25 protein-coding genes are annotated in these 25,666 nt (G+C 60.6%); 12 read left to right on the top strand and 13 right to left on the bottom strand.

Annotation, left to right across the window (positions count from 1 at the left end):
• Positions 1–238: 238 nt before the first annotated feature.
• From adk to QZR30_RS01590, 6 genes are all read left to right on the top strand, one after another.
• Positions 239–886: an adenylate kinase gene (adk, locus tag QZR30_RS01615; protein WP_032893225.1), complete on the top strand. Its 648-nt coding sequence runs from the start codon at positions 239–241 to the stop codon at positions 884–886.
• Between the two features lie 91 nt (positions 887–977).
• Positions 978–1,664 (top strand): tRNA (adenosine(37)-N6)-threonylcarbamoyltransferase complex dimerization subunit type 1 TsaB, encoded by a 687-nt coding sequence (gene tsaB / locus QZR30_RS01610; RefSeq protein WP_046071260.1) that lies wholly within the window; start codon positions 978–980, stop codon positions 1,662–1,664.
• A gap of 160 nt (positions 1,665–1,824) precedes the next feature.
• Entirely contained in the window at positions 1,825–2,127 is a 303-nt protein-coding gene (locus QZR30_RS01605) for a hypothetical protein (RefSeq protein WP_311902872.1), read from the top strand.
• Entirely contained in the window at positions 2,127–2,987 is an 861-nt protein-coding gene (locus QZR30_RS01600; RefSeq protein WP_311902871.1) for a DUF72 domain-containing protein, read from the top strand. Before QZR30_RS01605 ends, QZR30_RS01600 begins: the two co-directional genes overlap by 1 nt.
• A gap of 27 nt (positions 2,988–3,014) precedes the next feature.
• Positions 3,015–3,842 (top strand): isocitrate lyase/PEP mutase family protein, encoded by an 828-nt coding sequence (locus QZR30_RS01595; RefSeq protein ID WP_274358070.1) that lies wholly within the window; start codon positions 3,015–3,017, stop codon positions 3,840–3,842.
• Positions 3,843–3,845: 3 nt separating this feature from the next.
• Positions 3,846–4,544 (top strand): extensin-like domain-containing protein, encoded by a 699-nt coding sequence (locus QZR30_RS01590; protein WP_056847445.1) that lies wholly within the window; start codon positions 3,846–3,848, stop codon positions 4,542–4,544.
• Positions 4,545–4,547: 3 nt separating this feature from the next.
• On the opposite strand, the gene QZR30_RS01585 is transcribed toward QZR30_RS01590, so the two are convergent.
• On the bottom strand, positions 4,548–5,168 hold the full coding sequence (locus QZR30_RS01585; protein ID WP_311902870.1) for an energy transducer TonB: 621 nt from the start codon (positions 5,166–5,168) through the stop codon (positions 4,548–4,550).
• A 96-nt stretch (positions 5,169–5,264) separates the two neighbouring features.
• On the opposite strand from QZR30_RS01585, the gene QZR30_RS01580 reads away from it, so the two are divergent.
• Positions 5,265–6,047, top strand: a complete 783-nt coding sequence (locus QZR30_RS01580; protein WP_046071266.1) for a class I SAM-dependent methyltransferase — start codon at positions 5,265–5,267, stop codon at positions 6,045–6,047.
• A gap of 39 nt (positions 6,048–6,086) precedes the next feature.
• Here QZR30_RS01580 and QZR30_RS01575 read toward each other — a convergent pair whose 3' ends face one another.
• On the bottom strand, positions 6,087–6,722 hold the full coding sequence (locus tag QZR30_RS01575) for a TetR/AcrR family transcriptional regulator (RefSeq protein ID WP_311902869.1): 636 nt from the start codon (positions 6,720–6,722) through the stop codon (positions 6,087–6,089).
• 93 nt (positions 6,723–6,815) lie between these two features.
• Between QZR30_RS01575 and QZR30_RS01570 the strand changes: the two genes are divergently transcribed.
• From QZR30_RS01570 to QZR30_RS01560, 3 genes are all read left to right on the top strand, one after another.
• On the top strand, positions 6,816–7,916 hold the full coding sequence (locus QZR30_RS01570) for an efflux RND transporter periplasmic adaptor subunit (RefSeq protein WP_056847444.1): 1,101 nt from the start codon (positions 6,816–6,818) through the stop codon (positions 7,914–7,916).
• 4 nt (positions 7,917–7,920) lie between these two features.
• Complete coding sequence (locus QZR30_RS01565; RefSeq protein WP_056847443.1) at positions 7,921–10,986, top strand: efflux RND transporter permease subunit; 3,066 nt, start codon at positions 7,921–7,923, stop codon at positions 10,984–10,986.
• A gap of 143 nt (positions 10,987–11,129) precedes the next feature.
• Positions 11,130–11,372, top strand: a complete 243-nt coding sequence (locus QZR30_RS01560) for a hypothetical protein (protein ID WP_046071270.1) — start codon at positions 11,130–11,132, stop codon at positions 11,370–11,372.
• Between the two features lie 593 nt (positions 11,373–11,965).
• Here the strand turns inward: QZR30_RS01560 and QZR30_RS01555 are convergent.
• Genes QZR30_RS01555 through plsB form a run of 3 tightly spaced genes read right to left on the bottom strand, consistent with a single transcriptional unit; the run spans position 11,966 to position 15,655 of the window.
• The gene (locus tag QZR30_RS01555; protein ID WP_056847442.1) at positions 11,966–12,655 is read right to left on the bottom strand and encodes a DUF4197 domain-containing protein; all 690 of its coding nucleotides are present in this window, start codon (positions 12,653–12,655) and stop codon (positions 11,966–11,968) included.
• A 27-nt stretch (positions 12,656–12,682) separates the two neighbouring features.
• A complete protein-coding gene (locus QZR30_RS01550; protein WP_046071272.1) occupies positions 12,683–13,084 on the bottom strand; it encodes a YbaY family lipoprotein in 402 nt (133 codons plus the stop codon).
• Between the two features lie 51 nt (positions 13,085–13,135).
• A complete protein-coding gene (plsB, locus tag QZR30_RS01545; RefSeq protein ID WP_046071273.1) occupies positions 13,136–15,655 on the bottom strand; it encodes a glycerol-3-phosphate 1-O-acyltransferase PlsB in 2,520 nt (839 codons plus the stop codon).
• 179 nt (positions 15,656–15,834) lie between these two features.
• Here plsB and QZR30_RS01540 point away from each other — a divergent pair, with 179 nt between their 5' ends.
• Positions 15,835–16,044, top strand: coding sequence for a cold-shock protein (locus QZR30_RS01540; protein ID WP_003219353.1), 210 nt, complete (start codon positions 15,835–15,837; stop codon positions 16,042–16,044).
• Positions 16,045–16,177: 133 nt separating this feature from the next.
• Here the strand turns inward: QZR30_RS01540 and QZR30_RS01535 are convergent, their stop codons facing one another.
• The 4 genes from QZR30_RS01535 to QZR30_RS01520 all read right to left on the bottom strand — a co-directional run bounded on the left by QZR30_RS01535 (position 16,178) and on the right by QZR30_RS01520 (position 21,273).
• Positions 16,178–16,555: a hypothetical protein gene (locus QZR30_RS01535; protein ID WP_046071274.1), complete on the bottom strand. Its 378-nt coding sequence runs from the start codon at positions 16,553–16,555 to the stop codon at positions 16,178–16,180.
• 54 nt (positions 16,556–16,609) lie between these two features.
• Positions 16,610–17,419 carry a putative RNA methyltransferase gene (locus QZR30_RS01530; RefSeq protein ID WP_046071275.1) on the bottom strand — a complete coding sequence of 270 codons (810 nt, stop codon included), beginning with the start codon at positions 17,417–17,419 and terminating at the stop codon, positions 16,610–16,612.
• The gene (dapE, locus tag QZR30_RS01525) at positions 17,419–18,570 is read right to left on the bottom strand and encodes a succinyl-diaminopimelate desuccinylase (protein WP_046071276.1); all 1,152 of its coding nucleotides are present in this window, start codon (positions 18,568–18,570) and stop codon (positions 17,419–17,421) included. The genes QZR30_RS01530 and dapE overlap by 1 nt, the downstream gene beginning before the upstream one ends.
• A 111-nt stretch (positions 18,571–18,681) precedes the next feature.
• Positions 18,682–21,273: a glycosyltransferase gene (locus tag QZR30_RS01520; protein WP_311902868.1), complete on the bottom strand. Its 2,592-nt coding sequence runs from the start codon at positions 21,271–21,273 to the stop codon at positions 18,682–18,684.
• Positions 21,274–21,490: 217 nt separating this feature from the next.
• Here QZR30_RS01520 and tcdA point away from each other — a divergent pair, with 217 nt between their 5' ends.
• A complete protein-coding gene (gene tcdA, locus QZR30_RS01515; RefSeq protein ID WP_411741011.1) occupies positions 21,491–22,300 on the top strand; it encodes a tRNA cyclic N6-threonylcarbamoyladenosine(37) synthase TcdA in 810 nt (269 codons plus the stop codon).
• A gap of 131 nt (positions 22,301–22,431) precedes the next feature.
• Here tcdA and QZR30_RS01510 read toward each other — a convergent pair whose 3' ends face one another.
• From QZR30_RS01510 to QZR30_RS01495, 4 genes are all read right to left on the bottom strand, one after another.
• Entirely contained in the window at positions 22,432–22,845 is a 414-nt protein-coding gene (locus QZR30_RS01510) for a SufE family protein (RefSeq protein WP_311902867.1), read from the bottom strand.
• Positions 22,842–24,047 carry an aminotransferase class V-fold PLP-dependent enzyme gene (locus QZR30_RS01505; protein WP_046071280.1) on the bottom strand — a complete coding sequence of 402 codons (1,206 nt, stop codon included), beginning with the start codon at positions 24,045–24,047 and terminating at the stop codon, positions 22,842–22,844. Before QZR30_RS01505 ends, QZR30_RS01510 begins: the two co-directional genes overlap by 4 nt.
• Positions 24,048–24,114: 67 nt before the next feature.
• Entirely contained in the window at positions 24,115–25,149 is a 1,035-nt protein-coding gene (gene dapD, locus QZR30_RS01500) for a 2,3,4,5-tetrahydropyridine-2,6-dicarboxylate N-succinyltransferase (RefSeq protein WP_046071281.1), read from the bottom strand.
• A 31-nt stretch (positions 25,150–25,180) separates the two neighbouring features.
• The gene (locus tag QZR30_RS01495; RefSeq protein WP_231984831.1) at positions 25,181–25,489 is read right to left on the bottom strand and encodes an arsenate reductase; all 309 of its coding nucleotides are present in this window, start codon (positions 25,487–25,489) and stop codon (positions 25,181–25,183) included.
• Between the last annotated feature and the right edge of the window lie 177 nt (positions 25,490–25,666).

Raw genomic sequence — 25,666 nt, 5'->3', positions numbered from 1 at the left:
GACCGCCCTGAAAAGGGCGGTCATCGTTTGAGAGGGCGGGTTGCGCTCAGGCACACCCCGTCGCTGACGCATGCCGGGCGCGGGTTTCTCCTACTTTTGGCGGCTTGTATGGTAAGGGCCCGCTGTGTATCTTGATCAGCCTTTGGCCGTTTGATCGGCCTGGAACCACATTTTTACGAGATTGGCCCCACGCGGCGAATCCGAGCGTCATCTCTATAAAAAATTGAGGAGCACATCGATGCGCGTCATTCTGCTGGGAGCTCCCGGGGCCGGTAAAGGTACTCAGGCAAAGTTCATCACTGAAAAATTCGGCATTCCGCAAATCTCCACCGGCGACATGCTGCGTGCGGCCGTCAAGGCTGGCACCGAGCTGGGCCTGATCGCCAAGAGCGTGATGGACAGCGGTGGCCTGGTCTCCGATGACCTGATCATCAACCTGGTCAAGGAACGCATCAGCCAGGACGATTGCAAGAACGGTTTCCTGTTCGACGGCTTCCCACGCACTATTCCCCAGGCTGAAGCCCTCGTTAAGGCGGGTGTGGAGCTGGACGCCGTGGTCGAAATCGCGGTTGAAGATGAAGAAATCGTCCAGCGTATTGCCGGCCGCCGTGTCCACGAAGGCTCGGGCCGCGTTTACCATATCGTCTACAACCCGCCAAAAGTGGAAGGCAAGGACGATGTCACCGGTGAAGACCTGGTGCAGCGCAAAGACGACACCGAAGAAACCGTGCGTCATCGCCTGTCGGTCTACCACTCCCAGACCAAGCCGCTGGTGGATTTCTACCAGAAGCTGTCCGCAGCCCAAGGCAAGCCGAAGTACAGCCATATCCCTGGCGTGGGCTCGGTAGAAGCCATCACCGCCAAGGTGCTGCAAGCATTGAGCTGATCCAGTCATCGGCTTTACCTACAACGGCCCGCTTGCGGGCCGTTGTTGTTTATACTGGCGCACTTTTTTCCCGACTTGGACACCTACACCGATGAGCACCCTGCTGGCCCTGGACACCGCGACTGAAGCTTGCTCCGTTGCCTTGCTGCACGATGGCAAGGTAACGAGCCACTACGAGGTGATCCCGCGCCTGCATGCGCAGAAGCTGTTGCCGATGATCAAGCAGTTGCTTGAAGACGCCGGCACCACCCTGGCGTGTGTGGATGCCATCGCCTTCGGTCGTGGCCCCGGTGCCTTTACCGGCGTGCGTATTGCCATCGGCGTGGTGCAGGGCCTGGCCTTTGCATTGGAGCGTCCGGTATTGCCGGTGTCCAATCTCGCCGTGCTGGCCCAGCGCGCATTGCGTGAACATGGCGCCACGCAAGTGGCGGCGGCGATTGATGCGCGCATGGATGAAGTTTATTGGGGTTGCTACCGCCAGACCGCCGGCGAAATGCGCCTTGTGGGTGTGGAAGCGGTACAGGCGCCGCAAGTGGTGACATTACCGGATGACGCCAGTGGGGATTGGTTTGGTGCCGGCACGGGCTGGGGTTATGGCGAACGCATCAAGGTGCAGTTGGCAGGACGGGACGCTGCGATGTTGCCCCATGCCGAAGATTTGCTGGCATTGGCACGGTTCGCATTCGAGCGCGGCGAGGCCATTGCGGCAGATCAGGCTGCACCGGTTTACCTGCGCGATAAAGTGGCGCAGACCAAGGCCGAACGCGGAATTATTTGACGTCAAGAATGTAGGCATTCGGTGGCAAATTTCGCCAATCGTCAGAATTTGCCGCAGTTTTTAAACCTTTTACGAATTATGTGTTCTAGTTATCACCAGAGCATTTGCGCACCACGGAAAGTGCCGCTAAATTGCCATCATTGATACCGAGTCTGCATGTATGCGTATAGACGGCTTTTCCTCACAGCCCTACCCACTCAAGCGTAAGCCGCGCAAGGCGAACGTGACGGTAGATGATTCGGTCGAGGATTCGCCGGACTTCATCGAAGTCCACTCCGAGTCGCCCTCCCGCGCCCAAAGTGCTGGCGGCGCCCGTACCAGCGGCGTTCCCGCCCGTCAGCAAGACATGGTCTTCCCCCGCTCCATGAGCAAAAGCGTTGCCACCGCCTTGGCCAGCTACCTGACCACTGCCGGTTTCGTCGAGTGGGATATGGAAGTTCTGGGTCTCGATATCCATATCTGATGGGGTTGCCTTACTACATCGGCTGCCCGTCCTGGAGTGAAAACGCCTGGCGCGAATACCTGTATCCCCTGGATGCTCGCTCCGGCGATTACCTCGGGCTCTACTCCCAGGTCTTCAACGCTGTTGAAGGCAATACCACATTCTATGCTCGCCCCTCGGCCGCCACAGTACAGCGCTGGGCTGACATCATGCCCGATGACTTTCGCTTCACCGCCAAATTCCCCGCGGATATCAGCCATGCCGGCGACTTGCGTGAGCAATTGCCGGCGGCCGAAAGTTTTGTCGGGCTGATGAGCCCTCTGGGCGCGCGCGTTTCGCCGCTGTGGCTGCAACTTTCCAAGGGTTTTACACCGCAACGCCTCCATGAGCTGGCCGGGTTCCTTGATGGCATTGATCGTCCGCTGGCCGTGGAGGTCAGGCATGAGCAGTTCTTCGCCAAAGGCGACGCCGAACGCATGCTCAACCGCCTTTTGCGTGACCGTGGCGTCGAACGCATCTGCCTGGATCCCCGTGCCCTGTTCAGTTGCACCTCCACGTCGGCGGCGGTGCTGCATGCCCAGGCAAAAAAGCCCAAGGTGCCACCGCGCCCGGCGGCGCTGACCCAGTTTCCCCAGGTGCGTTTTATCGGCCATCCGCAGCTTGAGGCCAACGACCCGTTCCTGATCCCGTGGGTGGAAAAGATCGCCAGCTGGATCGAAGAGGGGCGTACGCCCTACATGTTCCTGCACACCTCGGATAACCGCCTCGCCGCACAACTGGCCCTGCGCTTTCACGCCAAGCTGATGGTGCGCCTGCCCGGGTTGCCGCCGCTGCCCACCTTGCACCGAGCGCCCGAAGCGGAGCAACTGGGGTTACTCTAAGGCTCCTTTTCTCGCCAGGAGTCAGTCATGGATGCCCAAACCCTACGCGCCGAAACCTTCAAGGCCCTGCATGAACGTGACCGCGCGTTTGTGATGCCCAACCCCTGGGATGCGGGCTCCGCGATCATGCTCGCCAGCCTGGGCTTCGAGGCGCTGGCCACCACCAGCGCGGGTTATGCATTCAGCCTGGGGCGGCCGGATGCGCAGGGCGCTCTGACCCTCGAGGACACCCTGCTCAATGCTCAAATGATCGCCAACGCCACCACTCTGCCGGTCGCGGCGGACCTGGAAAACGGCTTCAGTGATACCCCCGAAGGCTGCGCCCAGGCCATCTTGCGGGCGGCGGCCAGCGGGATTGTCGGTGGCTCCATCGAAGATGCCACGGGCATTGCCGTAGACCCGATCTATCCCTTCGATCTGGCGGTTGAACGTGTGGAGGCCGCCGTCGCCGCCGCCCGCAGTTTGCCATTCCCCTTCACCCTGACCGCCCGCGCAGAAAATCTCCTGCACGGTCACCTGGATCTGCCGGACACCCTACGGCGCCTGCAGGCCTTTGCTGAAGCCGGTGCCGACGTGCTTTACGCCCCGGGCTTGCGCAGCGCCGAAGAGGTGCTGGCGGTGGTCAAGGCTGTGGCGCCTAAACCCGTGAATGTGTTGATGTCCGGTGGCCTTAAGCTCAGCGTGGCGCAGTTGAGCGCGATGGGCGTCAAGCGCATCAGCGTCGGCTCGGCCATGGCGTTGGCGGCGTATGGCGAGTTCTATCGCGCTGCCCGGGAAGTCCATGAACAGGGCACATTCACCTTTACCGAGCGTTCGATGTCTTATGCCCAGGCCACTCAATTCTTCAAGGGCTGAGCCGTGGGCGGGATAAAAGTGTTGGGTGCGTTGCTATTGCTGGCGTGCGCGTTCGCGCTGGGAGTTTGGCGGGGCTGGGTGCCGATGCCGGCTGAATGGAATCCCTGGGCACCTTTGGATGTGCGCGCCAGCCCGAACCTGCTGACGCGCTACAAGCTCAGCCGTTTGCAAGATGATCCGGCGCTGTGCGACCAGGTATTGCAAACCTCCGGCCTGCGGGTAAGTCGCCAGGCGGACACCGCGGCCGATACGGCGTGCCCCTTGCGCAATATCTTGCGGGTGCAGGGCGCTGACGTTGTCTTGAGCAGCAGCTTTCTCGCCAGTTGCCCGCTGGCCGTGGCGTTCGCCTTGTTCGAGCGCCACAGCCTGCAACCGGCGGCCCAGGCGATTTTTGGCCAACGGGTGAGTCGCGTCGAGCATTTGGGCAGCTTTGCCTGTCGCAATGTCTACAACCGAGCCGAAGGGCGACTCAGTCAGCACGCCTCGGCCAATGCCCTGGACATCGCCGGTTTTCGCCTGGCGGATGGGCGCAGCATCAGCGTGCTCAAGGATTGGCCGGGGGAGGGTGACGGTGCGCGGTTCCTGCGCCAGGTACGCGATGGCGCTTGTGATGATTTCAACGTGGTATTGAGCCCGGACTACAACGCGGCGCATCGCAACCACTTTCATCTGGATATGGGGCGGTGGTGGGCGTGTCGCTGAGGTTTAAGCGGCCAGGCGCAGGTTTTGGGTAACCAGCGGGCGTGCCCAGTAGTAGTCGAAATCCAAGGCCTTTTGTTGTGCCACAAGCTCTTCTTCAGGGTACGGCGTAGCAGCTGGTGGCAACAGATCCAGTTCGAACTCGGCAATTGGCAAATGCAGTGGGCGTGGCTGCGGCGCCGGGCCTGGGGCTGGCAGCGGTTGGCCGGCATTCAGGACAATCGGCCGTACCCAGCCACTGTCGAAATCCTGCAGGCGCTGCTGGGCGATGATTTCGTCTTCCGGGAACGGTGTCGCGGCCGGTGGCAGTAGCTCGGTTTCGAATTCGGCAATCGGCAGGAACAGCGGTTCGGGCGGCGCGATCTCGGTGTCTTTGACCTCGCACTCGCGTTGGGTGAGGATCTGCGACAACAGGTCGGTGCCTTCACTGGGCTCGACCGCTGGGTCCAGCGGTGCTGGCGCCTTGGCGGCCAGCGCCTGCGGCGTTTCACCGAGCTGCTCGGCCAATGCCCGGGCGAAGAAGTCCTGCCACACATGACTCACCCCGGCCAGCGCTTGGGTATTGCGCAGGCCGTAATGGTTGTGGGTCGGCAGTACACCGATGGTTAGAGGAAGAATGTCTGACATTTTTCTCGGTCGTCGCTCAGCTCTGGCAAAATACCTGACTGTTGTTTTTATCGGCCGTTTTTGGCCGATCCTTAATATTTTCGAGCGTAGCGATTGATGAGCGAACAACCAGCGGCCAGCCGCATCCAGGTCGAGGCGTTGGCCGACAGTTTCCAGGCCCGCGCCGAGCAGTGGGCTGCGCTGCTGGGCTTGCCCCTGCAGGTGGTGGATGCGGATTTTTCCCTGCAAGTCGGGGAACAGGGCCTGCAACTGCAACAGCTTGGGCCTGATGCGCCGGGGCCCGTGCGGGTCGACTTTGTCGAAGGGGGCGCGGCGCACCGGCGTCTATATGGCGGTGGCAGCGGGCAAATGATCGCCAAGGCCGTGGGCATCGCTCAAGGCGTGCGGCCCCGGGTACTGGACGCCACGGCCGGCTTGGGCAAGGATGCGTTCGTACTCGCCAGCCTGGGGTGCGAGATGAGCCTGATCGAGCGCCAGCCGTTGATCGGCGCCTTGCTCGAAGACGGTCTGGCACGCGCTGCGCAAGATGTTGAAGTGGCACCGATTGTGGCGCGCATGCAGTTGCTCAAGGGCAACTCCATCGACGTGATGCTCAATTGGGAGGGTGAGCCGCCGCAGGTGATCTACCTGGATCCGATGTTTCCGCACCGTGAGAAAACTGCCCTGGTAAAGAAGGAAATGCGCCTGTTCCGGCCGCTGGTAGGCGATGACCCGGATGCACCGGCGCTGCTCGCGGCTGCCCTGGCCCTGGCCAGCCACCGTGTGGTAGTCAAGCGCCCGCGCAAGGCGCCGTGCATTGACGGGCCGAAGCCGAGCCATGCGCTGGATGGCAAGTCCAGCCGTTATGACATCTATGCTAAAAAAGCCCTGAAACCCTGAGGCCGACCGCTCCCACGCAGGCGCGTGGGAACGATGGGTTCAGGGCCTGAATGCGCGCATAAACAACCTCACCACCTCCTGCACATGCTCTTCGGCCTCTACGGCGCTCAGTTGCCCGCCGCAGCCGTACAGCAAGCGAAAATTCGCCGTGCCCTTGAGCAGGCAAAAGAAGTGTTCGGCTGCCTTGAACGGTTTATAGATGCGCAGGGCACCGCTCTGGTCAATCTTGCCGAGCAGGCGCTCCATGCCTTGCAGCATGCGCATGGGGCCGGCTTCAAAGAAGATCTGTGAGAGTTTCACGTCCTGATTGCCGGTGGTCATCATCAGGCGATGCAGGTTCACCGACTCCTCGCTGTTGATCAGCCGATGGAAGCCACGTGCGATGTTCAACAGCACAGTCTCGACGGGCATGCCTGCGGGTAGCTCGAAGTACATCACCGGCAATTGCTCTTCACACTTGGCCACCACCGCGGCAGTGAACAACGTCTCTTTGTCGGTGAAATGGCTGTATACGGTGAGTTTCGATACGCCGGCCGCCAGGGCGACGGCATCCATGCTGGTGTTCGCGTAACCGTTGCTCAAGAACAGGGACTTCGCCGCTTCGAGGATTGCCTGGCGTTTTGCCATGTCCTTGGGACGCCCGGGGCTGGCGGTGTTCACAGGATTGTCGGACATTTTTACCTTTAATACTGGACTGGCGAGTTTGGTATTAATAACATACCGGCCAGTATAATTATTCCTAGCTCTATTTGCGAAAGGTCCTTCAGCATGCGCAGCGCCGTCCTGCCCCTTGCTTTGCCTGTCAGTCTGGTCTTCCTGTTGGCCGCCTGCGGCCATGAAGAAGCGACCCAAACCAGCGTCCGCCCAGCCATGGTGGTACAACCGCAACCCTCGGCGCAGGCAATGGACAGTTACCCTGGCGAGGTGCGTGCCCGTTATGAGCCAGACCTGGCCTTTCGCATCGGTGGCAAAGTCAGCAAGCGCCTGGTGGAGGAGGGGGAGCGGGTCAAGGCCAACCAGCCGCTTGCCGAACTCGACCCCCAAGATGTGCGCCTGCAACTGGAAGCCACCCGTGCCCAAGTGGCTGCCGCCGAGGCCAACCTGAGCCTGGTGCGCGCAGAGCGTGATCGCTACAAGACCCTGATGGATCGTCAGATGGTCAGCCGTTCGCAGTACGACAATTCCGAAAACCTCTACCGAGCGGGTGAAGCACGCCTGAAGCAGATCAAGGCCGAGCACGAAGTCTCGAGCAACCAGGCCGGCTACGCCGTGCTGCGTGCGCCCCAGGACGGGGTGGTCGCCAAGCGTGCAGTGGAAGTGGGCCAAGTGGTCTCCGCTGGCCAGACGCTGTTCACCCTGGCCACCGATGGCGAGCGTGAGGTATTGATCAGCCTGCCCGAACATGGCTTTGGCCGTTTCAAGATTGGCCAAGCGGTGTCGGTGGAATTGTGGAGCCAGCCGGATCAACGCTTCGCCGGGCGCATTCGTGAGCTGTCACCTGCCGCCGACCCGAAATCACGCACCTTCGCCGCTCGCGTTGCCTTCACGGGTGGCAAAGTACCCGCCGAGCTGGGCCAAAGTGCCCGTGTGTTCATACAAGCTGACGGTGTCATTCCACTGTCGGTGCCGCTGTCTGCCCTCAGCGCCGAGAATGGCGCGTCCTACGTCTGGCGCGTACAGCCGGACAACACGCTTGAGCGCACCCCGGTGCGTATTGGCGCTTTCGGTGAAAAAACCGTGCCGGTACTGGAAGGCTTGACCCCCACCGACTGGGTGGTTGCCGCAGGCGTGCATGTGCTCCATGAGGGCCAGCAAGTGCGCCCGGTGGATCGCTCCAACCGAGTGGTGAATCTGGCGGCCAAGGAGTAGTCCCATGGGTTTCAATCTTTCCGAATGGGCGTTGCGTAATCGCCAGATCGTACTGTTCCTGATGATCCTGCTGGCGGTGGTCGGCACCTTGTCCTACACCAAGCTTGGGCAAAGCGAAGACCCGCCCTTTACCTTCAAGGCCATGGTGATCAAGACCAACTGGCCCGGTGCCACGGCCCAGGAGGTGTCGCGCCAAGTCACCGAGCGCATCGAGAAAAAACTGATGGAGACCGGTGAGTACGAGCGCATCGTGTCCTTCTCGCGCCCCGGTGAATCACAGGTGACCTTCATGGCTCGCGATTCGATGCCTTCGGCACGGATCCCTGAGCTGTGGTACCAGGTGCGCAAGAAAATCAGCGACATCCGCCAGACCTTGCCGCCCGACATCCAGGGGCCATTTTTCAACGATGAATTCGGCACCACTTTCGGCAACATCTATGCGCTGACCGGCGACGGCTTTGACTATGCCGTGCTCAAGGACTACGCCGACCGCATCCAGATTCAACTGCAGCGGGTGCCGGACGTAGGCAAGGTTGAGCTGCTTGGCCTGCAGGACGAGAAGATCTGGATCGAGCTGTCCAACCTCAAGCTCGCCACCCTCGGGTTGCCATTGGCCGCGGTACAGCAGGCGTTGCAGGAGCAAAATGCGGTCTCGACCGCCGGTTTCTTTGAAACCCCGAGCGAGCGCGTGCAGTTGCGGGTATCGGGCAATTTCAAAACCGTGGAGGAAATCCGCAACTTCCCGATCCGTGTTGGGGATCGCACCTTCCGCATCGGTGATGTGGCCGACATCCACCGTGGCTTCAATGACCCTCCGGCACCGCGCATGCGTTATATGGGCGCAGACGCCATCGGCCTGGCCGTGGCCATGCGCGACGGTGGGGATATTCTGGTGCTGGGTAAAGCCCTTGAAGGTGAATTCGCACGCTTGCAGAAGAACCTTCCAGCAGGCATGGAGCTGCGCAAGGTGTCAGACCAGCCGGCCGCGGTGAAGACCAGCGTCGGCGAATTTGTCCAGGTACTCGCCGAAGCATTGGCGATTGTATTGCTGGTGAGTTTTTTCTCCCTCGGTGTGCGTACCGGCATGGTGGTTGCCCTGGCGATTCCGCTGGTACTGGCGATGACCTTTGCCAGCATGTATTACCTCGGCATCGGCCTGCACAAGATTTCCCTCGGCGCCCTGGTCCTGGCCCTGGGCTTGCTGGTGGACGACGCGATCATCGCTGTGGAAATGATGGCGATCAAAATGGAGCAGGGCTACGACCGCCTCAAGGCTGCCAGCTTCGCCTGGACCAGCACCGCGTTCCCCATGCTCACCGGTACGTTGATCACGGCGGCGGGCTTCCTGCCGATTGCCACCGCGCAATCGAGCACTGGCGAATACACTCGTTCGATCTTCCAGGTGGTGACCATCGCGTTGCTGGCCTCCTGGGTGGCCGCCGTGGTGTTCGTACCCTATCTGGGGGAAAAACTCTTGCCGGACCTGGCAAAGATTCATGCGGCCAAGCATGGCGCCGATGGTCCTGATCCCTACGGCACGCCTTTCTACCAGCGCGTAAGACGTTTGGTGGAGTGGTGCGTACGTCGGCGTAAGACGGTTATCGTCCTGACCTTGTTGTTGTTCATTGGCTCGGTTGCGTTGTTCCGCTTCGTGCCGCAACAGTTCTTCCCGGCGTCCGGGCGCCTGGAGCTGATGGTCGATCTGAAACTGGCCGAAGGCGCCTCCCTGAGCAACACCGCCGACCAGGTCAAGCGCCTGGAGGCGTTGCTCAAGGAACACGCCGGCATCAATAACTACGTGGCTTACGTGGGCACCGGTTCGCCGCGCTTTTACCTGCCTTTGGACCAGCAATTGCCGGCCGCCAGCTTTGCGCAATTCGTGGTGCTGGCTAACACTATCGAGGAACGTGAAAGCCTGCGCACCTGGCTGATCGAAACCCTCAACGAGCAATTCCCCGACCTGCGCTCGCGGGTCACCCGCCTGGAGAACGGCCCGCCCGTGGGTTACCCGGTGCAATTTCGTGTGACTGGCGAGCACATTGAAGAAGTCCGCGCACTGGCCCGCAAAGTGGCGGCCAAGGTTCGCGAAAACGCCCATGTGGTCAACGTGCACCTGGATTGGGAAGAACCGAGCAAAATCGTCTACCTGAACATCGACCAGGACCGTGCACGCGCCCTGGGTGTGAGCACCGCCAACCTGTCGAAATTCCTGCAAAGCTCCTTGACCGGTTCCAGTGTCAGCCAATACCGGGAGGACAATGAGTTGATCGAGATCCTCCTGCGCGGCACTGTCCATGAACGTACCGAGTTGTCGCTGCTGCCAAGCCTGGCGGTGCCGACTGACAACGGTAGAAGCGTGGCGCTGTCGCAGATCGCTACCCTCGAATATGGCTTTGAAGAGGGCATTATCTGGCACCGCAACCGCCTGCCGACAGTGACCGTGCGCGCCGATATCTACGGCAAGGAACAACCGGCGACATTGGTCCAGCAGATCCTGCCGACCCTCGCACAGGTGCGTGCCGAACTGCCGGACGGTTACCTGCTGGACGTGGGCGGCACAGTTGAAGACTCCGCTCGTGGGCAGAACTCGGTGAAGGCGGGCGTGCCGCTGTTTATTGTGGTGGTGCTGACGTTGCTGATGCTGCAGTTGCGCAGCTTCTCACGCACGGCGATGGTCTTCCTTACCGCGCCGTTGGGGTTGATTGGCGTCACGCTGTTTCTGCTGGTATTCCGACAACCCTTCGGTTTCGTCGCCATGCTCGGCACCATCGCCTTGTCGGGGATGATCATGCGCAACTCGGTGATCCTGGTCGACCAGATCGAGCAGGACATCAAGGCCGGCCTGGCGCCTTGGCAGGCGATCATCGAAGCCACTGTCCGGCGTTTTCGCCCCATTGTGCTGACGGCCCTGGCGGCCGTGCTGGCGATGATTCCGCTGTCGCGTAGCGTGTTCTTCGGGCCGATGGCCGTAGCGATCATGGGCGGATTGATTGTAGCGACGGCGTTGACGCTGCTGTTCTTGCCGGCGCTGTACGCGGCATGGTTCAGAATCAGGAAGGATGGGGTGTAAACCTGCGAATGTTTTGGTAAGCCGGGCGGGAACCTTTTTTTCACGCTTGCCACATATGGTTACCTGTTCGACAGGTATTTAATCCGGTCGATTTTTTATCGCCAGGATCAAGTTTCCAGAACATTCATAGAGGTGGAACTGAGATGCTACTACAAGCATTGGGTAACTTTTATACCGGGATCGGCATGCTGCTGGGTGGTGGTCTAAACCAGATGGGCTGCAACAAGCATTCGGATAATGATTCTGTCAGTCGGCGTGAGCTGACTGATGCGCTCGAATCCTTTAAATACGACAATTCACAGCCCAAGGGCAATATCACAATCAACAACAGCATTGCCAACGCCAATGCCAATAGCAACACCCAATTGGGACGCTCAATGCATTGAGTGAGCGTTTGTCACTTTTTTGTCATTGGGTGAACGGCAAGCACTTCGCGCCTCGCGAAGTGTTTGCCGTTTACGATCAAGCAATGCTCCATGGGCCAGGCTGTTGGCTGGTTATCCGCGCCGATTTACATGCTGATGCAAACACCCAGCAGCTCAGTTGGAACGCCTGCGCCTGTTTCCCCGACTCAGAAATGCCTGATGGACAGGCAGAAGACTTGGCATCGCCATCTGGCGGCCAAGCCGTTTTCAATGAGTATATGGAGAGTTCTACATGTCGTTTTTTAATGCCATTGCAGCTTTCAAAGGGGCGTTTCTCGGGGCTTTGCTAGGTAATCATTTTCCCCGTGATGACGTTGGCACCACCCGACCCTACAGGCCTGATGAAGGGGCTTCGGGCCATCACCGTCCCCACTTCAGCCACACCCGCCCCGTGACGACATACCAGCATCAACAACCGGTCAGCGGCTATCACTCGCCCCACAGACCCTTGTACCCGCTTTTTCGTTGATCCATTAGTGGGCGTTGCCTGAAACAACTGCGCCAAGGCCGTTAGAAGCGGCCTTGGCGCAGTGGTAAACAGGTGCAGTTGAGGGTTACAGCGCCCCAAACACCTTTTTCGCCAGACTGGTGGCTGCAGCGGCCGGATTCTTGCGAATGGTCTCTTCCTGTTGCGCAATCATCTTGAACAACCCGTCCAGTGCCTGCTCGGTCACGTAGTTTTCGACGTTGGCGCTCTTGGCATCCACGGCACCGAAAGCTGCGGCCTTGCCGGCCAGGGCGTTGTACTGTTGGGCGACTCCGACTTTGTCGGTGGCGGCCTTGACGATGGGCAGGAACTTGGCGCGGATTTCCTCGCGGCTGCTTTTGTCCAGGTATTGAGTGGCGGAGTCCTGACCACCACTGAGAATGCCCTTGGCGTCGGTCACACTCATCTTCTTCACGGCGTTGACCAGAATCGGCTGGGCCTGGGTCACGGCGGTTTCAGCCGCCGCGTTCATGCTGGTTTCCAGCTGCGTGACCTGGTCACCCATGCCAAACATTTTCAGCTTGTCGGCGACTTTGCCGAGTTTGCCCGGCAGACCGATTTTCACTTCCGGGTTGTCGCTGAAACCACCGGGTTTACCCAGTTGCTTCACGGCGATCTGCGCACCCTGAGTCAAGGCATCCTTGAGGCCACCGCTGGCGTCGCCCTGGGACAGGCTACCGAGATCCAGGGCCATGGCATTGGCACCGAACATCAGTCCGGCGCACAGGGCGGTAAGGCGAAGAGTTTTACGAAGCATGGGCGCTTCCTTATGACGTGGAAATTATTAATGTGCGACCGCATCAACCCGCAGGCGCAGCGGTTGGGGATCCTGGCCATTGAGGTGCACGGCGTGCCGCTCGGTGGTGATAAACAGTAGCTTGCCGTCCAGCTCGATGCGAGCGCTCACCGAGTAGGTGTGACCGGGCTTGACCTGGGCTGGGTCATAGCTCAGGTGAAATGGCAGCGGCACCTGGCCTTTGACCGGGCCTTTCTGTTCGGCGAGGGTCACGGCCGGAGCGTCCATCAGGGACACGTCTTGCAGGCTGACGCTCAGTGTGGCGGCAGGCGGCAGGGCAATGCGTTGCAGGTAGAACACTTCGCCGTCGAGGCTGGCCTTCGGGGTTGGGGTCATCGAGTGGCAGGCTCCGAGCAGGGCTGTCAGGCCAAGGAGGATGATCTTTTTCATGGTGCTGCTCCTTTTCAACGGCGCCGGAATCCGCCCGGCGCCTCAGTCAATCTAGCGGCTTTCTTTAGGGGGCACCGCATCCGCTTCGGCCGATGCCTCGGCGGCGCCATCCACGCGGTGCAAGGCGACCTGGCGGATCGACAGGCGAATATCGGCCGGCAGCACGCGTTTGGCCGCGCCTTCGGCCAGTTCGCCAAGCAGGTCGTGATAGCCCAGTTTGCCAGCTTCATCGCGGCGCAGCACATCTTGCTCCAGCAACGTCTGGATGAAATGTCGGAAAAGACTCTTGTCGAAGAATTCCGGGGCGTTGAGGCCGTGCAGGATCGACAGGCGCTGGGCCATGATCGTGCACAGGTCTTCCAACTCTTCGGCGCTGATACTGTTCTGGCCACTGTTGAGCAGCAGCGAGATCGCCATGTAGAAGCGCTGCAGGGTCTGGGCGATGCTCTTGGACAGTAGCGTCAGCAGCACAAACTGCCGCGAACTCGGGGCCGGGCGCAGGTACACAGCGTTTTCGAAGCGCAGCAGGCCTTGTTCGACAAACGCGTCCAGCCACTGGTCGACCACGGTGTCCAACTCTTCCAGCGACCAGCGAATAAACAGCTCCGATTGCAGGTACGGGTAGAGCGCGCGGGTGTAGCGCAGGATCTGTTCGCGGCTCATCCGCGAGCTGCTCTGGAAGAAGCTCGCAAGCAACGCCGGCAGGGCAAAAATGTGCAACACGTTGTTGCGGTAGTAGGTCATCAGGACGGCGTTCTGTTCGTCCAGGTAGACGATCTTGCCCAGGGCGTCGCTCTGTTCCGACAGCAGCTTCATGTCCTTGACGTGCTTGATCAGCGCCAGGCCATCGCCTTCCGGCAGGGTGGTATGGGGCGAGTAGGGCACGCGGCGCAACAGCGCCAGGTACAGGTCCAACTGACGCGCCATGGCTTGCTCATCCAGGGCCAGGCGTGTGGTCGACAGCAGTGCCAGGGCCACCAGGTTCACCGGGTTGATCGCTGCAGCTTCGTTCAAGTGCCGCGCCACCTGCTCGCCGAGGCGGTTGGTGGTTTCGTTGAGCCAGGCCGGCTTATAGTTCGGGCCCAGTTCCTGGGCGCGCCAATCCGGTTGTTCTGCGTCGAGGAATTCGGCCAGCTTGATCGGTTCGCCGAAGTTGACGGCGACTTGGCCAAAGCGCTGCTTGAGGGCGCCGACCACTTTGAAAATATCGAAGATCGATTCTTTCTTCTTGCTCGCGCCGCGCAGTTCGCCCAGGTAGGTGCGGCCTTCGAGCACGCGTTCATAGCCGATATACACCGGTACGAACACGATTGGCATGCGCGAGGAGCGCAGGAAGCTGCGCAGGGTAATCGCCAGCATCCCGGTTTTCGGTTGCAGCATGCGCCCGGTGCGCGAACGGCCGCCTTCGACGAAATACTCCACCGGGAAACCCTTGGTGAACAGGGTGTGCAGGTATTCATTGAACACCGAGGTGTACAGCGGGTTGCCCTTGAAGGTGCGGCGCATGAAAAACGCCCCGCCACGGCGCAGCAGGCTGCCGATCACCGGCATGTTGAGGTTGATCCCGGCGGCGATGTGCGGTGGGGTCAGGCCATTCTTGAACAGCAGGTAAGACAGCAGCAGGTAGTCGATATGGCTGCGGTGGCAAGGTACGTAGATCACCTCGTAGCCTTGGGCGACCTTCTGCACGCCCTCGATGTTGTTGACCTTGATGCCGTCGTAGATCTTGTTCCAGAACCAGCTCAGTACCACTTCCAGGAAGCGGATCGCGGTGTAGGTGTAGTCCGAGGCAATCTCGTTGCCATAGCGCAGGGCCTGGACCTTGGCTTTTTCCGGGCTGATCTTCTCCCGTTCAGCCTCATCCAGGATGGCCTGGCGGACCAGCGGCATATTGACCAGGCCCTTCACCAGGTTACGTCGGTGGGACAGGTCGGGGCCGATCACCGCGGTCTTCAGGTTACGAAAGTGCACACGCAGGATGCGCTGGGCCATGCGCACGGTACGTTCATGCCCTTTATTGTGCTCGATCAATTCGCGCAGGTTGATAGGCGCGGAGAATTGCACCCGGGTCTTGCGCCCCAGGATCAGGATGCTCAACAACCGGCGCAGGCGCCCGGTGACGGCCCAGCTGTCGGCGAACAGCAATTTCCATGGGCTGGACTCGCTCTCCGGGGATTGTCCCCAGAACACGCTGACCGGAATGATTTGTGCATTCTCTTCGGCGTGCTCGGCGAGGGTGTTGACCAGGCGCGTCAGGGTGGGCGGTGCGCCGCGCTTGTCCTGGCGGCCGAGCCAGTCCGGATCCGGGGTGAGGTAGAAAAACGCTGCGGGCTCCAGCAACGGCCCCACTGAGACTGGCAGCACCGGGCGCGGCAAGCCGGCCTTGGTGCACTCGGTATCGACCACAGCCAATTCGGTGAGGGAGGGTGATTGCAGGACGTAGAAAACCGGCCGGCTGCGGTCCAGGTTAAGGGTTAGGGACGACTGGTTGATCGTCTCCGAGCGAACCCAGAGGTACAACAGTCGGCGCAAGGTGCCAAACACCAGACGGCGGAACGGGGAGCGGGTCATAGGCGAACTGCTTCAAGTGGAAAAAACCGAGCAGGCGCTCGGGCGGGTAGTGTGCCGTATTCGCCAAAAATCGGCAAAAAAGCAGCGATGTAAACTTGAGTTGATGGTTTTTGAGCCTGTCTTATACTCGGCAGTTCAATGCACCGACTCAACAATAAAAACCAAGTGGGAGTGAACTGATGGCAACGCGCGAAACCGGCAATGTGAAGTGGTTCAACGATGCAAAAGGCTACGGCTTTATTCAACGGGAAGATGGCAAGGATGTTTTTGTGCACTACCGCGCCATTCGCGGTGAAGGCCACCGTTCGTTGGCCGAAGGCCAGCAGGTGGAGTATGCCGTGGTGACGGGTGAGAAGGGCTTGCAGGCCGAGGATGTGGTCGGTTTGTAAGTTCACCACTGAACCAATGTGGGAGGGGGCTTGCTCCAGATGGCAGAGTATCAGTCAATGTATTCAGTAACTGACCCACCGCTATCGGGAGCAAGCCCCCTCCCACACTTTTGATTGGGTTTACAGACCAGGATCAGGTGGTTTTCCAGGTGATCTGTTCTTCACCGTCTACGCTGATGCGAATCCAGGTATCGGCACTTTCCTCACCTTCCTCCTCAACCCACGTCCCCGGTGCACAGCGCACTTCGACGTTCAGCGCGGCGAACGCAGCGCGGGCGCAGGCGATGTCGTCTTCCCACGGGGTCTGGTCGCTTTCCAGGTACAGGCTGTTCCACTTGCCGACGGCTTTCGGCAGCCAGGTGACCGGCACGCTGCCGGCCTTGCACTTGTAGGTCTGGCCTTTCTGGACCCAGTCGGTGCACGGGCCCAGGGCGCCGCCGAGCCAGGCGGCGATGGCCTTGTGATCGACGTCGGCGTCTTTCAGGTAAATCTCAATATCAGGTTGGCGCATGGATGTTCCTCGTTGCGGGATTCGAAAATCCATTCGCGGATGCTTGAAAGGCGGTTATTGAAGCACGAAATAATCGTAGCGCATCGACACAGTGACCAGCAGTGGCTCAACCGCCTCGATCACCTCGCTGCGACGCTCGGCACTGGCACGCCAGCCGTGGGGCGTCATCGCCAGCAGGTTGGCGCGGTCCTTGGGGGCGGCCAGGCTCAGGCTGAACTCCAGGGTTTCACTGTGCGCAAGGCTCATGCCGTCCGGCACCAGGGCCAGGTGTTTGTCGTCGGTGTACTCGCGCACTTCGTCGTACAGGCGCTCGCGCAGTTCCATCAAGTGGCCGCTGGTGGGGCCGACCTTCATCAAACCGCCACCGGGGCTGAGCAGGCGCTTGGCTTCCTGCCAGTCCAAAGGGCTGAACACACTGGCGAGGAACTGGCAGCTGGCATCGGCCAATGGCACACGGGCCATGCTGGCGATCAACCAAGTCAGGTCTGGGTTGCGTTTGCACGCACGCTTGACCGCTTCCTTGGAGATATCCAGGGCATAGCCATCGGCGTTGGGCAGGGCCTCGGCGATTTGCGCGGTGTAGTAACCCTCGCCACAGCCGATGTCGACCCAGCGCTGCGGTGCGCGCTCGTCGGCCAGCTCGGCCAGGCGCTTGGCCACCGGGGCGTAGTGCCCGGCGTTGAGGAAGTCACGGCGTGCCTCGACCATGGCCAGGTTGTCGCCCGGGTCGCGGCTGTTCTTGTGCTGCACCGGCAACAGGTTCAGGTAACCCTGGCGCGCGCGATCGAAACGGTGCCCGGCCGGGCAGGCCACGCCATTGTCCACTGCGTTGAGCGGTGCGCTGCAAATGGGGCAGGCAAGCATCAGGCGAGCAACTTGATCAGGGTCTGGTAATAGATTTCGGTCAGTACATCCAGATCGCTGGCGAGAATGCGCTCGTTGACCTGGTGGATTGTCGCGTTGACCGGGCCCAGTTCGACCACTTGGGTACCCAGGGTGGCAATAAAGCGCCCATCGGAGGTACCGCCGCTGGTCGACGCCTTGGTCTCGCGCCCGGTGATCGCCTTGATGCTGGCGGATACCGCATCCAACAGAGCCCCCGGCTCGGTGAGGAACGGCAGGCCCGACAGCGCCCAGTCCACATGCCAGTCCAGGCCATGCTTATCCAGGATCGCCGCAACCCGTTGTTGCAGGCCCTCGACGGTGGACTCGGTGGAGAAGCGGAAGTTGAACACCGCCGTCAGGTCACCGGGGATCACGTTGGTGGCGCCGGTGCCGGAGTTGAGATTGGAAATCTGGAAGCTGGTCGGCGGGAAGAAGGTGTTGCCGTCATCCCAGTGCTCGGCAGCGAGTTCCGCCAGGGCCGGCGCGGCGAGGTGGATCGGGTTCTTCGCCAGGTGCGGGTAGGCCACGTGGCCCTGTACACCGCGTACGGTCAGGGTGGCGCCGAGGGAGCCGCGACGGCCATTCTTGACTACGTCGCCCACCAGGGTTGTGCTCGACGGTTCGCCGACGATGCACCAGTCCAGGCGCTCCTTGCGTGCCGCCAGGCGTTCGATCACAGCCTTGGTGCCGTGGTGCGCCGGACCTTCTTCATCGCTGGTGATCAGGAAGGCCACCGAACCCTTGTGGTCCGGGTAGTCGGTGACGAAGCGTTCCGCCGCCACCAGCATCGCCGCCAGGCTGCCTTTCATGTCCGCCGCGCCACGCCCGCAGAGCATGCCATTTTCATCGATCAACGCATCGAACGGGTCGTTCTGCCAGGCCTGCACCGGGCCGGTCGGTACTACGTCGGTGTGACCGGCGAAGCACAACACCGGGCCCTCATGCTTGCCGTGGGTGGCCCAGAAGTTGTCCACGTCGAAGATGCGCATCGGTTCAAGTGCAAAACCAGCGTCGCCCAGGCGCTGCATCATCAGCTTCTGGCAATCGGCATCGACCGGCGTGACCGATGGGCGACGGATCAGGTCGATGGCAAGTTGAAGGGTCGGCGAAAGGTCGGCATGGGCCGTCATGGTGAAACTCCGGAAAGCGTATTTGGAAGAGCGGGGCGGGCACACAAAAGGGCCGTTATCTTATAGCAAAACGGCGGCCAGAGGCCGCCGTTTAGTGCATTGCGCAAGTTTTTACACCGCAGTCACAGGCTCAGCCTTAGGTGCCGGCTTGGGCAGCGACGACAGGAACGCCATGATCAACGCCGCCACGTACGGCAGCGATTGCACCAGCAGCATCACCACCCAGAAGCGTATGTCATTGCTGGGCAGGCCCTGTACCAGGTAGATCCCCAGCGCTGCGCCCCACAGCAGTAGCATGATGAACATTTCTTCGCGGGCTTCGGAGATCGCCACCCAGAAGCCGTGGTTATCCGCGTTTTTCGGCGTACGAAAGAACGGAATGCTGGTGGTGAAGAAGCCATACAGCACCGCCTTGGCGATGGTGTGGGACAGCGCCAACCCAGCCAGCGCCGCGCAGAACGCATCTTTCAAGTTCACACCTACCGCACGACGGTAGAGGAAGATGATCTTGCCGACCTTGAACACAAACAACGCCAAGGGCGGGATGGCGAAAATCAGCAACGGCGGGTCGACCCGCGTCGGCACGATGATCATTGCCGCCGACCACAACAGCGCGCCGACGGTAAAGAAGACGTTCATGCCATCGGCCACCCACGGCAGCCAGCCGGCGAGGAAGTGGTAGCGCTGGCCACGGGTCAGCTCGGTGTCCTTGCCGCGCAAAAGGCTGGCGGTATGACGCTTGATGATCTGGATCGCACCATAGGCCCAGCGGAAACGCTGTTTCTTGAAGTCGATAAAGGTATCCGGCATCAGGCCCTTGCCGTAGCTGTCGTGGTAATAAGCCGCTGACAGGCCTTTCTCGAACACGCGCAGGCCCAGTTCGGCGTCTTCACAGATGCACCAGTCGGCCCAGCCCAGTTCTTCAAGCACTGAGCGCCGGGTCATGGTCATGGTGCCGTGCTGGATGATCGCGTCGCGGTCGTTGCGGGTGACCATGCCGATATGGAAGAAACCCTTGTATTCGGCGTAGCAGAGCTTCTTGAAGGTGCTTTCGTTCTGGTCGCGGTAATCCTGGGGCGACTGCACCACAGCGATTTTCGGGTCGGCGAAGTGCGGCACCATGTGCTTGAGCCAGTTGGGCGACACGCAGTAGTCCGAGTCGATCACTGCGATCACTTCGGCATCCTTGGCGGTGTGCGGGATCAGGTAGTTCAGCGCGCCACCCTTGAAACCAGCCAGAGGGGCGACGTGGAAGAACTTGAAGCGCGGGCCCAGGGTTTGGCAGTAGTCACGCACCGGTTCCCACACCGCGGGGTCCTTGGTGTTGTTGTCGATGATCAGGACTTCGTAGTCCGGGTAATCAAGGGCGGCCAGGGCGTCGAGGGTCTGTTTGACCATCTCCGGCGGCTCGTTGTAGCACGGCACATGGATCGACACTTTCGGGCGGTAGTGCGAATCCCCGATCACCGGCAGGAATTCACGCCGACGCTTGTGGGTCCAGACTGCTTCTGCCAGTTCGTGGGCTTCGGTCAGCAACACGATAAACACACCGAGGGCGCCCAGAGCGAGGAGAATGCCCACGGTGACGCTGAACCAGGTGCTGTATTGCTGGCTGTAGTCGTAGCCGATCCAGACCAGCACCGACCCACACAGGAACGCGATAAAGGTCAGGAAGGTACGACCACGCTGGCGCAGGGCCGAACCGTCGATCATCAACAGGGTCAGGGACAGCAATGCAAGCACTACCGAACCGATGGCCAGCACGCGCCATTGCGGGATTGCTACCACCGGGCCTTCAAAATTGAATTTCTGCTGGCGTGCGGCGTTGAACACGCCCCAGTAGGCGCCCGCCGAACCTTCGTCGCTGACCTTCCAAGGCTGGTCAAAGGCTTCGATTACGAAGTAGTTGTAACCCTGGCGATTGAGCTTGTTCACCAGCGTGCGCAGGTAAATCGCCTGGTCGGCCGGGGACGATTCATTGCCACCGCGCATACGGCCGTTGCTCGGCCAGCCAACTTCCGACAGCAGCAGCGGTTTTTTCGGGAAGGCTTTCTTCAGGTCTTTGGCGCGGTCGATCACGTATTGGCCGGCCTTGTCCATCGGGATGTATTCCCAGAATGGCAGGATGTGCGCGGCAATCAGGTCAACGTGCTTGGCCAGTTGCGGGTTCTTTTCCCAGATGTGCCATTGCTCGGAGGTGGTCACTGGCACTTTCACGGCGGCGCGTACGCGGTCGAGCAGTACGATCAGGTCTTCGGGGGTAATTTCTTTACGGAACAACGCTTCGTTGCCGACCACCACGCGCACAACACTGCGCGAGGTGTTGGCGATTTCGATGGCGCGCTGGATTTCACGCTCGTTGCGTTCAAGATCCGGGCTGATCCAGATCCCCAGGGTCACGCGCAGACCGAACTCTTCGGCCAGCTTGGGGATGTCACCCAGGGTACCGTCGACCGAGTAGGTACGGATGTTGTCCGTCAGCTTGCTCATGATCGCCAGGTCTTGACGCATCTGTTCGTCAGTGGGGAACTGGTTCTTCTGCGGGTACTGGCCCTGCTGGAACGGCGAGTAGGAAAACCCGGAGATCTGTTCAGGCCAGTTGGGGGTAGTGACCGGGCGGTTGATCAGCGCCCAGAAGCCGGTGAACAGCGCGGCAATTGCCAGCACTACCACCAGGTTGAGTCCAAATTTACGCGATGACATGGCGATTTCGGGTTCCAAAAGGTGTGGAACGAAAAGAGGTGTCGGCCTACGCCGAACGGCGCGCATCCTACACCGGCCCCTCCCTGAGCGTATAGCAGACAAGGAAAAGCCGGACGTTAGTCTGCGAAAGTTCACCTAAGTTCTTTACTTGTAGCTGGAAGCTTCGAACTTGTCGCTCTGTAGTCCATAATGCGCGCCGGTTTTTGGGGTAATGATCATGAGTACAGAAGATCCGCGGTTTGCAGGCGTCGCCCGCTTGTACGGCATTGAGGGCCTGGAACGCTTGAAAGCGGCCCATGTGGCAATTGTCGGCGTCGGCGGCGTAGGCTCCTGGGCGGCGGAAGCGATTGCCCGTTGCGGGGTGGGCGAGATTTCACTGTTTGACTTGGACGACGTCTGTGTCAGCAATAGCAACCGGCAGCTGCATGCCCTGGACAGCACCGTGGGCAAGCCCAAGGTCGAGGTAATGGCCGAGCGCCTGCGAGGCATCAACCCGGATTGCAGCGTGCATGCCGTGGCGGATTTCGTCACTCGCGACACCATGGCCGAGTACATCACCCCGAACATCGACTGCGTGATCGACTGCATCGACGCCGTCAACGCCAAGGCGGCGCTGATCGCCTGGTGCAAGCGCCGCAAGATCCAGATCATTACCACCGGCGGCGCCGGCGGGCAGATTGACCCGACATTGATCCAGGTGTGCGACCTGAACCGTACCTTTAATGACCCCCTGGCCTCGAAAGTGCGCTCTACCTTGCGCCGCGACTATGGCTTTTCGCGCACGGTGACCCGTCATTACAGCGTGCCCTGCGTGTTTTCCACCGAGCAGCTGCGCTATCCCAAGCCGGATGGCAGCATCTGTTTGCAGAAGAGTTTTGTCGGTGATGGGGTCAAGCTTGACTGCGCAGGAGGGTTTGGCGCGGTGATGATGGTGACCGCCACGTTCGGCATGGTGGCGGCGACCAAGGCGGTGGACAAGATCGTGGCAGGAGTGCGCAGACCTTCGGAACGGGTCAAGCCCACCTAGATCCCACTGTCGAACATAGATCCAAATGTGGGAAGGGCGGTGCGACGATTCGACTTGCTCCCGATTACGGTGTGTCAGATTGATATATGTACCTGATCCACCGCTATCGGGAGCAAGCCCCCTCCCCAGATTTAGTTGTGTGTACGGCTTAATTCACGCATGCGCTGCAACACGGCATTCAGGCCATTGCTGCGCGACGGTGAAAGCTGGCGGGAAAGCCCAAGTTGATTGAACCAACCAGGCAAATTAACCGCCTGCAACTGCGCCGCCGACAACCCATTGACCCGCGCCAGCAGCAACGCCACTAACCCACGAATCATTCGCGCCTCGCTGCTGGCAGCAAACTGCCAATGGCCGTCCTGCAAGCGCCCCACCAGCCATACCCGGCTTTCGCAGCCATGCACCAGGTTGGCTTCAACCTTTTCGTCATCAGCCAGTACGGGTAGCCGCTCGCCCCATTGCATCAGCATACGGGCCCGTTGCTCCCAGCTGCCGACGGCCTGGAACGCTTCGAGTGCCGCTGCTGCGTCAATTGGCAAGTTCATCGCAACATGTCCAGTGCCTGGTCCAGCGCTTCAAACAAGCGCTCCAGGTCGTCGGAATCGTTGTAGAGCGCCAGGGAGACGCGAATGGCCCCCGACAACTGCATCGCCTTGAGCAACGGCATGGCGCAATGATGACCGGCGCGTACGGCAATGCCTTGCTCGGTCAGAAGGTGAGCGAGGTCGGCATTGTGCACACCGTCCACCACAAAGCTGACCAACGCCACTTGCGGCGATCCGAGTACGCGTACGCCCTTGCGTGCTTTAAGCCCACGCAACAGGTAGTCGTGCAACGCCGCTTCATGGGCGATAACGGCGGGCTGATCCAGGGAACTCAGGTAATCGAGGGTCGCCCCCAGGCCGATCACGCTGGCAATCGGCGGCGTGCCAGCCTCGAACCCCAAGGGCGCGGGACGGAAACTGGCGCTCTGGTAATCCGCCTGTTGCACCATCTCGCCGCCGAATTGCCAATGACGCAGGTGATGCAGGGCTTCATTGCGGCCAAATAGCACGCCTACGCCGTCGGGGCCGTAGAGTTTGTGGCTGGAAAATACATAGAAGTCGCAGCCCAAGGCCTGCACATCATGGCGGCCATGGACGATGCCTTGGGCGCCATCCACCACGGTCAAGGCGCCGTTTGCTTTGGCCATCGCCAGTAAGGCCTCCAACGGCTGCCAGGCGCCGAGTACGTTGGATAACTGGCTTACGGCGAGCAGGCGCGTGCGCGGGCCGATCAAGTCGGCGGCGGCCGCAAGATCGATCACCCCGTCATCACCCAGGGGCATTACCACCAGTGTGAGCGCGCGACGCTTGGCCAGTTGCTGCCAGGGCAACAGGTTGGCGTGGTGTTCGAGGGCGCTGATGACAATCTCATCGCCCGCATTGAATAAGTGCTCCAGGCCGTAGGCCAGGAGGTTCAGCGCAGAGGTCGCGCCGTGGGTAAACACGATCTGCCCGCTGTCACCTGCGTTCAACCACTGTGCGACCTTGCTTCGACTGTCTTCAAAGGCCTGGGTCGCATGGGCTCCTGGCAAATGTTGGGCGCGGTGCACATTGGCGGCGCCATTGGCGTAGTAATGGCTGATCGCATCCAACAGGGCCTGGGGCTTTTGCGTGGTGGCGGCGTTGTCCAGATAGGTCTGGTCTTGCCGTTGCAGGGTGGCGATGGCCGGGAAATCGGCGCGCCAGGGGGAGGGCACAAGCATGGTGATCAAGACTCGTATAAGCGGGCCGCCCCGGAGGTGCGGCCCGCTAGTGGCATCGAGTGGCTGCTTAGTTGTGAGCGTGCAGCGCTTCGTTCAGTTCGATGGCCGATTTGTGGGTTTTGCATTCCACGGCACCGGTCACGGAGTTGCGGCGGAACAGCAGGTCTGGTTGACCAGCCAGTTCGCGCGCCTTGACCACCTTGACCAATTGGTTCTGCTCGTCCAGCAGGGCAACCTTGGTGCCGGCGGTGATGTACAGGCCCGACTCCAAGGTGTTGCGATCGCCCAACGGGATGCCGGTACCGGCATTGGCGCCGATCAGGCAGCCTTCGCCGACCTTGATCACGATATTGCCGCCGCCCGACAGGGTGCCCATGGTGGAGCAGCCACCGCCCAGGTCCGAGCCTTTGCCAACGAATACGCCTGCCGATACGCGGCCTTCGATCATACCCGGGCCTTCGGTGCCGGCGTTGAAGTTGACGAAGCCTTCGTGCATCACGGTGGTGCCTTCGCCCACGTAGGCGCCCAGGCGAATACGTGCTGCGTCAGCGATACGCACGCCAGCCGGTACCACGTAGTCGGTCATTTTCGGGAACTTGTCCACCGAGAACACTTCCAGCAGCTCGCCACGCAGGCGCGCTTCGAGTTGGCGTTCGGCCAGTTCGTTGATGTCGATGGCGCCCTGGCTGGTCCAGGCCACGTTCGGCAACTGCGGGAACACGCCGGCCAGGTTCAGGCCGTGGGGCTTGACCAGGCGATGGGACAGCAGGTGCAGCTTGAGGTAGGCCTCAGGCGTGGAGGTCAGCGCGGCGTCTTCGGCCAGCAGTGTGGCAACCAGTGGGGTGTGGCTTTCAGCCAGGCGGTTTAGCAGCGCGGCTTGGGTGGCGTCGACGTTCTTGAGTGCATCGGCCAGTTGCAGCGCCTGGCTGATGGTGAACGTGATCGCCTGGTTACCCTCGGTGTAACCCAGGATCGGCGCAATGGCCGCAACGATTTCTGCCGACGGGTTGAGCAACGGTTGTGCGTAAAACACTTCCAGCCAAGCACCTTGGCGGTTCTGAGTGCCGACGCCGAAGCCCAGGCTGAACAGGGAATTGGACATGCTGTTACCTCTACAAAAATGGAAGGCTGGCCTACTTGAGGGCCGCCGAATAACTTTCTGGCTTGAAGCCAATCAGGGTTCTGTCACCGAGATCGAGCACCGGGCGCTTGATCATCGAGGGTTGTGCGAGCATCAATTCAATTGCTTTCGACTGATCGAGATCGGCTTTGCGTTCGTCTTCGAGTTTGCGAAAGGTGGTGCCCGCACGGTTCAAAACCACCTGCCAACCGTGCTCGTTGCACCATTGGGTCAAGTGTTCGCGGTCGATACCGGCCGTTTTGTAGTCATGGAACTCGTAGCTCACCGCGTGCTCATCGAGCCAGGTGCGCGCCTTTTTCATGGTGTCGCAGGCTTTGATGCCGAAAAGGTGCAAGGTTTTGCTTGAAGCGGTCAAGGAATTGCCCCCCTTTGGACGTACGAAAATGAAAGGTCACGGATTATGCCACGACCAGCAAGTTTCGGCGCCGCTCGTCAACACTCTGCGACTTTTGTGCAAAAGCCTGCGCGTAGCATGAGC

Origin of the sequence: Pseudomonas sp. rhizo25, from assembly GCF_031931935.1 — a bacterium.
GTDB lineage: Bacteria > Pseudomonadota > Gammaproteobacteria > Pseudomonadales > Pseudomonadaceae > Aquipseudomonas > Aquipseudomonas synxantha.
The sequence above is the reverse complement of the archived record's forward strand: the minus strand, read 5'-3'. Positions and strand labels throughout refer to the sequence as shown.

Coding starts and splice junctions, on each gene's coding strand:
- adk (WP_032893225.1), top strand. CDS start 239: ATGCGCGTCATTCTGCTGGGAGCTCCCGGGGCCGGTAAAGGTACTCAG.
- tsaB (WP_046071260.1), top strand. CDS start 978: ATGAGCACCCTGCTGGCCCTGGACACCGCGACTGAAGCTTGCTCCGTT.
- QZR30_RS01605 (WP_311902872.1), top strand. CDS start 1,825: ATGCGTATAGACGGCTTTTCCTCACAGCCCTACCCACTCAAGCGTAAG.
- QZR30_RS01600 (WP_311902871.1), top strand. CDS start 2,127: ATGGGGTTGCCTTACTACATCGGCTGCCCGTCCTGGAGTGAAAACGCC.
- QZR30_RS01595 (WP_274358070.1), top strand. CDS start 3,015: ATGGATGCCCAAACCCTACGCGCCGAAACCTTCAAGGCCCTGCATGAA.
- QZR30_RS01585 (WP_311902870.1), bottom strand. CDS start 5,168: ATGTCAGACATTCTTCCTCTAACCATCGGTGTACTGCCGACCCACAAC.
- QZR30_RS01580 (WP_046071266.1), top strand. CDS start 5,265: ATGAGCGAACAACCAGCGGCCAGCCGCATCCAGGTCGAGGCGTTGGCC.
- QZR30_RS01575 (WP_311902869.1), bottom strand. CDS start 6,722: ATGTCCGACAATCCTGTGAACACCGCCAGCCCCGGGCGTCCCAAGGAC.
- QZR30_RS01570 (WP_056847444.1), top strand. CDS start 6,816: ATGCGCAGCGCCGTCCTGCCCCTTGCTTTGCCTGTCAGTCTGGTCTTC.
- QZR30_RS01565 (WP_056847443.1), top strand. CDS start 7,921: ATGGGTTTCAATCTTTCCGAATGGGCGTTGCGTAATCGCCAGATCGTA.
- QZR30_RS01560 (WP_046071270.1), top strand. CDS start 11,130: ATGCTACTACAAGCATTGGGTAACTTTTATACCGGGATCGGCATGCTG.
- QZR30_RS01555 (WP_056847442.1), bottom strand. CDS start 12,655: ATGCTTCGTAAAACTCTTCGCCTTACCGCCCTGTGCGCCGGACTGATG.
- QZR30_RS01550 (WP_046071272.1), bottom strand. CDS start 13,084: ATGAAAAAGATCATCCTCCTTGGCCTGACAGCCCTGCTCGGAGCCTGC.
- plsB (WP_046071273.1), bottom strand. CDS start 15,655: ATGACCCGCTCCCCGTTCCGCCGTCTGGTGTTTGGCACCTTGCGCCGA.
- QZR30_RS01540 (WP_003219353.1), top strand. CDS start 15,835: ATGGCAACGCGCGAAACCGGCAATGTGAAGTGGTTCAACGATGCAAAA.
- QZR30_RS01535 (WP_046071274.1), bottom strand. CDS start 16,555: ATGCGCCAACCTGATATTGAGATTTACCTGAAAGACGCCGACGTCGAT.
- QZR30_RS01530 (WP_046071275.1), bottom strand. CDS start 17,419: ATGCTTGCCTGCCCCATTTGCAGCGCACCGCTCAACGCAGTGGACAAT.
- dapE (WP_046071276.1), bottom strand. CDS start 18,570: ATGACGGCCCATGCCGACCTTTCGCCGACCCTTCAACTTGCCATCGAC.
- QZR30_RS01520 (WP_311902868.1), bottom strand. CDS start 21,273: ATGTCATCGCGTAAATTTGGACTCAACCTGGTGGTAGTGCTGGCAATT.
- tcdA (WP_411741011.1), top strand. CDS start 21,491: ATGAGTACAGAAGATCCGCGGTTTGCAGGCGTCGCCCGCTTGTACGGC.
- QZR30_RS01510 (WP_311902867.1), bottom strand. CDS start 22,845: ATGAACTTGCCAATTGACGCAGCAGCGGCACTCGAAGCGTTCCAGGCC.
- QZR30_RS01505 (WP_046071280.1), bottom strand. CDS start 24,047: ATGCTTGTGCCCTCCCCCTGGCGCGCCGATTTCCCGGCCATCGCCACC.
- dapD (WP_046071281.1), bottom strand. CDS start 25,149: ATGTCCAATTCCCTGTTCAGCCTGGGCTTCGGCGTCGGCACTCAGAAC.
- QZR30_RS01495 (WP_231984831.1), bottom strand. CDS start 25,489: ATGAAAAAGGCGCGCACCTGGCTCGATGAGCACGCGGTGAGCTACGAG.